Genomic DNA, 10,138 nt, shown 5'->3' on the forward strand with positions numbered 1-10,138 from the left:
GGCCGGCTCCTGTGAGTCTTCGCAGATGTTCGCAGCTGGGAGTAGGACGCCACTAAGGTGTGACGCTGTGAGGACCTGCCCGACGCCCATGAAGCACCGCTTCGTCCGGCCGACCCTGCCGGAGGCGGCTCTGTGCGCGAGTATCTGCTGACCCTTTGCGTGACTGCCGCCGTCACGTATCTGCTGACGGGGCCGGTGCGTAAGTTCGCCATCGCGGCCGGCGCCATGCCGGAGATCCGCGAGCGGGACGTGCACCGGGAGCCCACGCCGAGGCTCGGCGGAATCGCGATGTTCGGCGGCCTGTGCGCGGGTCTGCTGGTCTCGTCCCATCTGCTGAACCTGGGGAGCGTCTTCGAGCTGTCCAACGAGCCGCGGGCGCTGCTCTCCGGAGCGGGCCTGATCTGGCTGCTGGGCGTGCTGGACGACAAGTGGGGCGTGGACGCCCTGATCAAGCTCGGCGCTCAGATGATCGCCGCGGGCGTCATGGTGCTGCAGGGGCTGACGATCCTGTGGCTGCCGGTCCCCGGTGTGGGCACTGTCTCACTGTCGCCGATCCAGTCCACGCTGCTCACCGTCGCGCTGGTCGTCATCACCATCAACGCGGTCAATTTCGTGGACGGCCTGGACGGCCTCGCCTCCGGCATGGTCGCCATCGCCGCCATCGCGTTCTTCATGTACTCCTACCGCATGTGGTACGGCTACGGCGTCGAGGCGGCCGCCCCCGCGACGCTGTTCAGCGCGATCCTCATCGGCATGTGCCTGGGCTTCCTCCCGCACAACCTCCACCCCGCCCGGATCTTCATGGGCGACTCCGGCTCGATGCTGATCGGGCTGGTCCTCGCCTCGTCCGCGATCTCCATCACCGGCCAGGTGGATCCCGACGCCATCACCGACATGACGGGATCGACGCGGGAGACCGTGCACTTCATGGTGCCGGTCTACATGCCGCTGCTGCTGCCGCTCACCCTGATCGCGATCCCGGCCGCCGACCTGGTACTGGCGATCGTGCGCCGCACCTGGAACGGGCAGTCGCCGTTCGCCGCCGACCGCGGCCATCTGCACCACCGGCTGCTGGAGATCGGGCACTCGCACAGCCGGGCCGTACTGATCATGTACTTCTGGTCGGCGCTGATCGCGTTCGGCGCGGTCGCCTTCTCGCTCAACTCGTCCAGCCTGTGGATCGTCCTGGTCATCGTCGTGCTCAGCGCGGCCGGCCTGGTCGTGCTGCTGCTGCCGCGCTTCCGGCCGCGCGCACCGCGCTGGGCCGAGTCGTTCGTGCCGCCCCGCTACCGCCGCAGGCGCCGCGCGATGGAGGCAGGACAGCTCATCGCCGAGCAGACGCTGCGCTCGGGCCGCGCCGCCGGCGTCAATGGCGCGACGGCCATCGGCGACCGCTCCCTGCTCCCCGACCGGCGCCCGGTCGACAGCCGCAGGTAACGGGCGGGCTGCCTTTATCAGAGGGCGAGTTGGACGTACGCGATACGACACGCCACGTACTCCTTCCGTGTGACAGGCAGCACACGAACAAGGTAAAGACCGGATCAAATACTTTGTGATACCGTTCACGAAACCCGGGAGACAAGCCGAAAGACCCTAGAGCAACGGTCTTCCGGCGTGAGGCACGTCCTCGGTCCGGGTCTACGCTCGTCTCCGACGATCAGCCGTTTTCCCCCAACTCCCCGCCGGAGGAGCTGCCACCATGCAGTCCAACGACGTCCGAACCTTCCTCAACTGCGCCGTCCCCACTGCCGCCGCCGGTGTCATCGCCGTCGTTGTCAGCAGTGCGGTCGCCGGTGGCAAGGGAGCGCTCGGCGCCGCCTTCGGCGCGTTCGTGGTGATCACGTTCATGTCGATGGGTCTGCTGGTCCTGCAGCGCATCGCGAAGTCGTACCCGTCGCTGTTCCAGATGATGGGGCTCGCGCTGTACACGACGCAGATCCTGCTGCTCGCGGTGATCCTCGCGGTGTTCAAGAACACCGAACTGTTCAACCCGCGGGCCTTCGCCTTCTCGCTTCTCGGCGCCACTCTGACCTGGATCGCCGCACAGGCCCGAGCCCATATGAAGGCGAAGATCCTGTATGTCGAGCCCGACTCCGCCGGGTCAGCGTCGTGAACCGTAGGGCCGGTGTAAAGACGTCCCCGCTCATTTGCTATCGTCCGGTCTCAACTGCGGCACAACTGGCGCGGGCAGCGGAGCTGCCCGCACAGTCTCTCGGCGTGAAGCCGATGAGCCGCCCCCATTTCTGCCAGACCAGTCCAGTGCCGTTCCGTGGCTGCACGCCGCGCCGACACATCGAGGTTGCCGTACCCATGCGCCACGCTGAAGGAGCTCGCGGTGAGTGCTGACCAGGTTCTCGCCTCCGAGACGAACTGCCACATCTTTGCCGGGTGCGGCTTCCCGGCCCCCGGCCTGCACTCCTTCATGTTCGACCCGATCTTCACGGTCGGCGGTCATGACTTCAACAAGCCGATGCTGCTCGCGTTTCTGAGCACCGTCGTCATCGTCGGCTTCTTCTGGGCGGCCTTCAACAAGCCGAAGGTGCTCCCGGGCAAGCTGCAGATGGTCGGCGAGGCGGGCTATGACTTCGTCCGCCGCGGGATCGTCTACGAGACGCTCGGCAAGAAGCAGGGCGAGAAGTACGTCCCGCTGATGGTCTCGCTGTTCTTCATGGTCTGGATCATGAACATCTGGTCGATCATCCCGGTCGCGCAGTTCCCCGTGACCTCGATCATCGCCTTCCCGGCCGCGCTCGCCCTGATCGTCTACGTCACATGGATGACGCTGACCTTCAAGAAGCACGGCTTCGTCGGCGGCCTGAAGAACGTCTCCGGTTACGACAAGTCGCTCGGCCCGGTTCTGCCGCTGGTCATGTTCCTCGAGTTCCTCTCGAACGTGATCGTGCGGCCGTTCACCCACGCGGTCCGGCTCTTCGCCAACATGTTCGCCGGTCACCTGCTGCTGCTGATGTTCACCATCGCCAGCTGGTACCTGCTGAACGGAATCGGTATCGCCTACGCAGGTGTCTCGTTCGTGCTGACGATCGTGATGACCGCCTTCGAACTCTTCATCCAGGCTGTCCAGGCGTACGTGTTCGTGCTGCTGGCCGCCACCTATGTACAGGGCGCGCTCGCCGAGCACCACTGAGCATTCCGCCCTACCGACCAAAAGTCGTCCGGTGGCCAACCCCCACCGGTCCGTGAAAGAGAAGGAAGAAACAGCATGTCCGCTGTGAACCTCGCCGCTACGCAGATCCTGGGCAACCTCGGCTCGATCGGTTATGGCCTCGCGGCCATCGGCCCCGGCGTCGGCGTCGGCATCATCTTCGGTAACGGCACCCAGGCCCTCGCTCGTCAGCCTGAGGCTGCCGGCCTGATCCGCGCCAACCAGATCCTCGGCTTCGCCTTCTGTGAGGCGCTCGCCCTCATCGGTCTGGTCATGCCGTTCGTCTACCCGACCAGCTGATTACGGCACCAGCCCCATTCGACGGAAGGCACTGATGTGATCGCCCTGGCACAGATGGCGGCGGCCGCGAAGGCGGAAAACCCCCTCATTCCGCCGATCCCCGAGCTCATCATCGGCCTGATCGCCTTTGCCATCGTCTTCGGCTTCCTCGCCAAGAAGCTCCTCCCGAACATCAACAAGGTTCTGGACGAGCGCCGCGAGGCCATCGAAGGCGGCATGGAGAAGGCCGAGGCCACCCAGGCTGAGGCGCAGCAGACGCTCGAGCAGTACCGTGAGCAGCTCTCCGAGGCCCGGCACGAAGCCGCGCGACTGCGCCAGGAGGCGCAGGAGCAGGGTGCCGCGCTCATCGCCGAGATGCGCGCAGAGGGTCAGCGGCAGCGCGAGGACATCGTCGCTGCCGGCCACGCTCAGATCGCGGCCGACCGCAAGGCAGCCGCGCAGGCACTGCGTCAGGACGTGGGCAAGCTCGCCACGGACCTGGCCGGCAAGCTCGTCGGTGAGTCCCTCGAGGACAGCGCCCGGCAGAGCCGCACCATCGACCGCTTCCTCGACGAGCTCGAGGAGAAGGCCGAGGCCACGCGATGAACGGCGCGAGCCGCGAGGCACTGGCCGCCGCACGCGAGCGACTCGACGCGCTGACGGACGACACGTCCGTCGACGCGGCGAAGCTCGGGGAAGAGCTGGCCGCCGTCACGGGGCTGCTCGACCGCGAGGGATCGCTGCGGCGCGCCCTGACCGACCCGGCGAAGTCCGGTGAGGCCAAGGCGGGGCTTGCCGAGCAGCTGCTCGGCGGCCAGATCGGCGGAGAGACCCTCGACCTCGTGTCGGGCATGGTCCGCTCCCGCTGGTCCCGGTCGCGTGACCTGACCGACGCGGTGGAGGAGCTTTCCTACGCCGCCGATCTGGTCGCAGCCCAGCGCACCGGCGCTCTCGACGATGTCGAGGACGAGCTGTTCCGCTTCGGCCGGATCGTCTCCGGCAGCAGCGAACTGCGGGCCGCACTGACCGACAAGGTCGCCACGACCACCGCGAAGGCCGGGCTGCTGCGCACGCTGCTGGACGGCCGGGTCGACCCGGTCACCGAGCGGCTGGTCGCACGGCTTGTGACCCACCCGCGGGGACGTAGCCTGGAAGCAGGGCTCGAAGCCCTGTCCAGGCTGGCCGCCACTCGCCGTAACCGGATGGTCGCGGTAGTGGTGTCGGCGGTTCCGCTGACCGACCAGCAGAAGCAGCGCCTCGGCGCCACGCTGGCCAAGCTGTACGGCCGGCAGGTGCACCTCAACCTCGACGTGGACCCCGAGGTCCTCGGCGGAGTCACGGTGCGCATCGGCGACGAGGTCATCAACGGCACCATCGCCGACCGCCTCGAAGAGGCGTCGCGGCGGATGGCCGGCTGACCAGCCACCAACTCAAGAGCATGACCGCGGCCCGAGTTGGGCCGTAGCGCGGTGCCTGCCGGGGGACGACCCCCAGGCACCCGCAAGAAACTTCGGGCCCAACAAGGAGAGCAGGGAACCCAGATGGCGGAGCTCACGATCCGGCCGGAGGAGATCCGGGACGCGCTGGAGACCTTTGTCCAGTCGTACAAGCCGGACGCCGCCTCGCGCGAGGAGGTCGGCACGGTCAGCGAGGCCGGTGACGGCATCGCGAAGGTCGAGGGTCTTCCCTCGGCCATGGCGAACGAACTGCTGAAGTTCGAGGACGGGACCCTCGGTCTCGCCCTGAACCTCGAAGAGCGCGAGATCGGTGCGATCGTCCTCGGCGAGTTCAGCGGTATCGAAGAGGGACAGCCGGTGCGCCGCACCGGAGAGGTCCTGTCGGTCGCTGTCGGCGAGGGCTACCTGGGCCGGGTCGTCGACCCGCTCGGCAACCCGATCGACGGCCTCGGCGAGATCGAGACGGACGGCCGTCGCGCCCTGGAGCTGCAGGCTCCCGGCGTCATGGTCCGTAAGTCGGTGCACGAGCCGATGCAGACCGGCCTCAAGGCCGTCGACGCGATGGTGCCGATCGGCCGCGGTCAGCGTCAGCTGATCATCGGCGACCGCCAGACGGGCAAGACCGCCCTGGCTGTCGACACAATCATCAACCAGCGTGACAACTGGCGTTCCGGTGACCCGAAGAAGCAGGTTCGCTGCATCTACGTCGCCATCGGCCAGAAGGGCTCCACCATCGCGTCGGTTCGCGGTGCGCTGGAGGAGGCGGGCGCTCTCGAGTACACGACGATCGTCGCGGCTCCGGCGTCCGACCCGGCCGGCTTCAAGTACCTCGCCCCGTACACCGGTTCGGCCATCGGCCAGCACTGGATGTACCAGGGCAAGCACGTCCTGATCGTCTTCGACGACCTGTCGAAGCAGGCCGACGCCTACCGCGCCGTCTCCCTGCTGCTCCGCCGCCCGCCGGGCCGCGAGGCGTACCCGGGTGACGTCTTCTACTTGCACTCCCGTCTGCTCGAGCGCTGTGCGAAGCTCTCGGACGCCATGGGTGCGGGTTCGATGACCGGTCTGCCGATCGTCGAGACCAAGGCGAACGACGTGTCGGCGTTCATTCCGACCAACGTCATCTCCATCACCGACGGCCAGTGCTTCCTGGAGTCCGACCTGTTCAACGCGGGCCAGCGCCCGGCGCTGAACGTCGGTATCTCGGTCTCCCGTGTCGGTGGCTCCGCACAGCACAAGGCCATGAGGCAGGTCTCCGGCCGACTGCGTGTGGACCTCGCCCAGTACCGCGAGCTGGAGGCGTTCGCCGCCTTCGGTTCCGACCTGGACGCGGCGTCGAAGAACCAGCTGGAGCGCGGCAAGCGCATGGTCGAGCTGCTCAAGCAGGGCCAGTACGCGCCGTACTCGGTCGAGGACCAGGTCGTCTCCATCTGGGCCGGCACCACCGGCAAGATGGACGATGTCCCGGTCGAGGACATCCGCCGTTTCGAGCGGGAGCTTCTCGACTACATGGGCCGCGAGCACAAGGGCCTGATGAACAGCATCGTCGAGGGCGCCAAGATGTCCGACGACACGCTGCAGGCCCTCGCCGAGTCCGTTGCCACCTTCAAGCTGCAGTTTGAGACGTCGGACGGCAAGCTCCTGGGTGAGGGCTGAGCATGGGAGCCCAGCTCAGGGTCTACAAGCGTCGCATCAAGTCGGTATCCGCGACCAAGAAGATCACCAAGGCGATGGAGATGATCGCCGCCTCGCGCATCGTCAAGGCGCAGCGTCAGGTGGCGGCATCGGGTCCGTACGCGACCGAGCTCACCCGCGCGGTGACCGCGGTCGCCACGGGCTCCAACACCAAGCACCCCCTGACCACCGAGGTCGAGTCCCCGGCCCGGGCCGCGGTCCTGCTCATCACGAGCGACCGCGGTCTGGCCGGCGGGTACTCCTCCAACGCGATCAAGGCGGCGGACAAGCTCACCGAGCGGCTTCGCTCGGAGGGCAAAGAGGTCGACTCGTACATCATCGGGCGCAAGGGAGTCGCCTACTACGGCTTCCGTGAGCGCACGGTCGTGGAGTCCTGGCAGGGCTTCACCGACCAGCCGGGCTACGGGGACGCCAAGACCGTCGCCGCTCCGCTCATCGCGTCGGTCCTGCGGGACACGGCCGAGGGCGGCGTGGACGAGCTGCACATCGTCTTCACCGAGTTCGTCTCGATGATGGTGCAGGCGCCGGTGGAGAAGCGGCTGCTGCCGCTCAGCCTCGACCCGCAGGCACAGGAGTCGCAGGAGGAGTCGCACGCCAAGGGAGAAATCCTGCCGCTGTACGACTTCGAGCCGTCGGCGGAAGGCGTCCTGGACGCCCTGCTGCCGCGGTACGTCGAGAGCCGGATCTACAACGCACTGCTGCAGGCGGCCGCTTCCGAGCACGCTGCCCGCCGCCGCGCGATGAAGTCGGCGACCGACAACGCCGGGGATCTCGTCAAGAGCCTCTCCCGGCTTGCCAACGCGGCCCGACAGGCCGAAATCACCCAGGAAATCAGCGAGATCGTCGGTGGCTCCAGTGCCCTCGCCGACGCGAACGCGGGGAGTGACTAACCACTATGACCACCACTGTTGAAACGGCCACGGCTACCGGCCGCGTCGCTCGGGTCATCGGCCCGGTCGTCGACGTGGAATTCCCCGTCGACGCGATGCCGGAGATCTACAACGCTCTGCACGTCGAGGTGGCCGACCCGGCCGAGGACGGCAAGATCAAGACGCTGACCCTGGAAGTCGCCCAGCACCTGGGTGACGGCCTGGTCCGCACCATCTCGATGCAGCCCACCGACGGTCTGGTCCGCCAGGCCCCGGTCACCAACACGGGCTCGGGCATCACCGTTCCCGTCGGTGACGTCACCAAGGGCAAGGTCTTCAACACCCTTGGCGAGATCCTGAACGTGGACCCGTCCACGGTCGAGATCACGGAGCGCTGGCCGATCCACCGCAAGGCCCCGGCCTTCGACCAGCTCGAGTCCAAGACCGAGATGTTCGAGACCGGCGTCAAGGTCATCGACCTGCTGACCCCGTACGTCAAGGGCGGCAAGATCGGTCTGTTCGGTGGTGCCGGTGTCGGCAAGACCGTGCTGATCCAGGAAATGATCTACCGCGTCGCCAACAACCACGACGGTGTGTCGGTGTTCGCGGGCGTCGGTGAGCGTACCCGTGAGGGCAACGACCTCATCGAGGAGATGACCGAGTCCGGCGTCATCGACAAGACCGCGCTGGTCTTCGGCCAGATGGACGAGCCCCCGGGCACCCGTCTCCGTGTCGCGCTCGCCGGTCTGACCATGGCGGAGTACTTCCGCGATGTTCAGGGCCAGGACGTGCTCTTCTTCATCGACAACATCTTCCGGTACACCCAGGCCGGTTCCGAGGTGTCCACCCTGCTCGGCCGTATGCCGTCCGCGGTGGGTTACCAGCCGAACCTGGCGGACGAGATGGGCATCCTGCAGGAGCGCATCACCTCGACCCGCGGTCACTCGATCACCTCGATGCAGGCGATCTACGTGCCGGCGGACGACCTGACCGACCCGGCTCCGGCGACGACCTTCGCCCACCTGGACGCGACGACCGTTCTGTCGCGTCCGATCTCGGAGAAGGGCATCTACCCGGCGGTCGACCCGCTGGACTCGACGTCCCGGATCCTGGACCCGCGCTACATCGCGCAGGACCACTACGACTGCGCCATGCGCGTCAAGGGCATCCTGCAGAAGTACAAGGACCTCCAGGACATCATCGCGATCCTCGGCATCGACGAGCTGGGTGAGGAGGACAAGCTCACCGTCTTCCGTGCCCGTCGGATCGAGCGCTTCCTGTCGCAGAACACCCACGTGGCGAAGCAGTTCACCGGTGTGGACGGGTCCGACGTCTCGCTCGACGAGTCGATCACCGCGTTCAACGCCATCGCCAATGGTGATTACGACCACTTCCCCGAGCAGGCGTTCTTCATGTGCGGCGGTATCGAGGACCTGGTGCGCAACGCCAAGGAGCTCGGCGTCAGCTGAGCCCGGCGGCACATCGCGCGGGGGGTGGACGGTGCGGTACGACGGCACCGATTCACCCCCTGCGCACCCGCGGGAGCGGGTCCTTGGCGGTAACGCCGGGGAAACCTCCACTATTCTTTGACCCAACACCCGCCGGAAGCGGTGGGTGCCGACCCGAGGAGCCGTCTTGGCTGAGCTGCACGTCGAGCTGGTCGCCGCGGACCGCAGTGTCTGGTCCGGCGAAGCCACCATGGTCATCGCGCGCACCCCGTCGGGTGATATCGGTGTCATGCCGGGCCACCAGCCGCTGCTTGGTGTGCTGCTGTCCGGTCCTGTCACGATCCGCACGAGTGACGGTGGCACCGTGGTCGCCGCCGTACATGGTGGATTCCTCTCCTTCTCCGACAACAAGCTCTCGGTGCTCGCCGAGATCGCGGAGCTCGCCGACGAGATCGATGTCGCGCGTGCCGAGCGGGCCCTGGAGCGTTCCCAGGCCGACACCGACGCAGCCGCCGAACGGCGCGCCGAGGTCCGGCTGGCCGCCGTGGCGAGCGGTCGCTGAGCAGATAGACCTGGATGCCGCGGACAGCCCATGGGGCGGTCCGCGGCTCCGGCACAGTAGGGGCAAGCAGCCATTTCTAAGCGAGGAGGTCGGTGGGCGTGATCCTCGCTTTTCAGGTGTGCGGCGGGATTGTAGCGGTGGCGCTGCTGGGGCTGTTCGTCTTCGGGCTCCGCCGGCGGCTGCTCCAGCGGCCGGGCGGCACCTTCGACTGCAGCCTGCGACCGGCCCCGGCCGACGGGGAAGAGGCCGAGTCCACCGGCAAGGGCTGGGTGTACGGCGTGGCCCGCTACAGCGGTGACCGCGTCGAATGGTTCCGGGTCTTCTCCTACTCGCCCCGGCCGCGCCGGCTGCTGGACCGTCCCGCGATCGAGGTGCTGAGCCGCCGGCCCCCGCAGGGCCAGGAGGAGCTCGCGCTGCTGTCCGACGCGACTGTGCTGCTCTGCGCCCACCGGGGCACCCGGCTGGAGCTGGCGATGAGCGAGGACGCCCTCACCGGCTTCCTGGCCTGGCTGGAAGCGGCGCCGCCCGGGCAGCGTGTCAATGTGGCCTGAATAAGAGGTGCCTCGCTGGAAGGGGGCACCCCGGACGGAGTCTGGGGGCGTGTCAACGTGGCGTAACCCTTGACTTCGTAGCCCTCGGGCGCCGGGGGGGGGGGTTCCACAGCC

Annotated in this window: 11 protein-coding genes; all 11 read left to right on the forward strand. The window is 67.4% G+C overall.

The features are described from left to right. Window positions 1–132 precede the first annotated feature (132 nt). The 11 genes from QMK24_RS13745 (at window position 133) to QMK24_RS13795 (ending at window position 10,024) form a co-directional block, all read left to right on the forward strand. Window positions 133–1,437 (forward strand): MraY family glycosyltransferase, encoded by a 1,305-nt coding sequence (locus QMK24_RS13745; RefSeq protein WP_283466001.1) that lies wholly within the window; start codon window positions 133–135, stop codon window positions 1,435–1,437. 262 nt (window positions 1,438–1,699) lie between these two features. Beyond that, window positions 1,700–2,113, forward strand: coding sequence for a Cg1360 family ATP-synthase-associated protein (locus tag QMK24_RS13750; protein WP_283466003.1), 414 nt, complete (start codon window positions 1,700–1,702; stop codon window positions 2,111–2,113). Window positions 2,114–2,335: 222 nt separating this feature from the next. Continuing rightward, on the forward strand, window positions 2,336–3,145 hold the full coding sequence (gene atpB / locus QMK24_RS13755; protein ID WP_283466005.1) for a F0F1 ATP synthase subunit A: 810 nt from the start codon (window positions 2,336–2,338) through the stop codon (window positions 3,143–3,145). Between the two features lie 75 nt (window positions 3,146–3,220). Further along, window positions 3,221–3,463 carry an ATP synthase subunit C-like protein gene (locus tag QMK24_RS13760; protein WP_283466006.1) on the forward strand — a complete coding sequence of 81 codons (243 nt, stop codon included), beginning with the start codon at window positions 3,221–3,223 and terminating at the stop codon, window positions 3,461–3,463. A gap of 54 nt (window positions 3,464–3,517) precedes the next feature. Continuing rightward, complete coding sequence (locus QMK24_RS13765) at window positions 3,518–4,048, forward strand: F0F1 ATP synthase subunit B (RefSeq protein WP_502962515.1); 531 nt, start codon at window positions 3,518–3,520, stop codon at window positions 4,046–4,048. Continuing rightward, window positions 4,045–4,860 (forward strand): F0F1 ATP synthase subunit delta, encoded by an 816-nt coding sequence (locus tag QMK24_RS13770; RefSeq protein WP_283466007.1) that lies wholly within the window; start codon window positions 4,045–4,047, stop codon window positions 4,858–4,860. The genes QMK24_RS13765 and QMK24_RS13770 overlap by 4 nt, the downstream gene beginning before the upstream one ends. Before the next feature lie 123 nt (window positions 4,861–4,983). Next, the gene (atpA, locus tag QMK24_RS13775; protein ID WP_283466008.1) at window positions 4,984–6,555 is read left to right on the forward strand and encodes a F0F1 ATP synthase subunit alpha; all 1,572 of its coding nucleotides are present in this window, start codon (window positions 4,984–4,986) and stop codon (window positions 6,553–6,555) included. A 2-nt stretch (window positions 6,556–6,557) separates the two neighbouring features. Further along, complete coding sequence (locus tag QMK24_RS13780) at window positions 6,558–7,484, forward strand: F0F1 ATP synthase subunit gamma (protein WP_283466010.1); 927 nt, start codon at window positions 6,558–6,560, stop codon at window positions 7,482–7,484. 5 nt (window positions 7,485–7,489) lie between these two features. Next, the gene (gene atpD, locus QMK24_RS13785) at window positions 7,490–8,932 is read left to right on the forward strand and encodes a F0F1 ATP synthase subunit beta (protein WP_283466011.1); all 1,443 of its coding nucleotides are present in this window, start codon (window positions 7,490–7,492) and stop codon (window positions 8,930–8,932) included. 166 nt (window positions 8,933–9,098) lie between these two features. Further along, window positions 9,099–9,473 (forward strand): F0F1 ATP synthase subunit epsilon, encoded by a 375-nt coding sequence (locus QMK24_RS13790; protein ID WP_283466019.1) that lies wholly within the window; start codon window positions 9,099–9,101, stop codon window positions 9,471–9,473. A 98-nt stretch (window positions 9,474–9,571) separates the two neighbouring features. After that, window positions 9,572–10,024: a DUF2550 domain-containing protein gene (locus QMK24_RS13795; protein WP_283466021.1), complete on the forward strand. Its 453-nt coding sequence runs from the start codon at window positions 9,572–9,574 to the stop codon at window positions 10,022–10,024. Window positions 10,025–10,138 lie beyond the last annotated feature (114 nt).

Source organism: Streptomyces sp. PH10-H1, assembly GCF_030063355.1.
Taxonomy (GTDB): Bacteria; Actinomycetota; Actinomycetes; order Streptomycetales; family Streptomycetaceae; genus Actinacidiphila.

Coding starts and splice junctions, on each gene's coding strand:
- QMK24_RS13750 (WP_283466003.1), top strand. CDS start 1,700: ATGCAGTCCAACGACGTCCGAACCTTCCTCAACTGCGCCGTCCCCACT.
- QMK24_RS13760 (WP_283466006.1), top strand. CDS start 3,221: ATGTCCGCTGTGAACCTCGCCGCTACGCAGATCCTGGGCAACCTCGGC.
- QMK24_RS13765 (WP_502962515.1), top strand. CDS start 3,518: ATGGCGGCGGCCGCGAAGGCGGAAAACCCCCTCATTCCGCCGATCCCC.
- QMK24_RS13770 (WP_283466007.1), top strand. CDS start 4,045: ATGAACGGCGCGAGCCGCGAGGCACTGGCCGCCGCACGCGAGCGACTC.
- atpA (WP_283466008.1), top strand. CDS start 4,984: ATGGCGGAGCTCACGATCCGGCCGGAGGAGATCCGGGACGCGCTGGAG.
- QMK24_RS13780 (WP_283466010.1), top strand. CDS start 6,558: ATGGGAGCCCAGCTCAGGGTCTACAAGCGTCGCATCAAGTCGGTATCC.
- atpD (WP_283466011.1), top strand. CDS start 7,490: ATGACCACCACTGTTGAAACGGCCACGGCTACCGGCCGCGTCGCTCGG.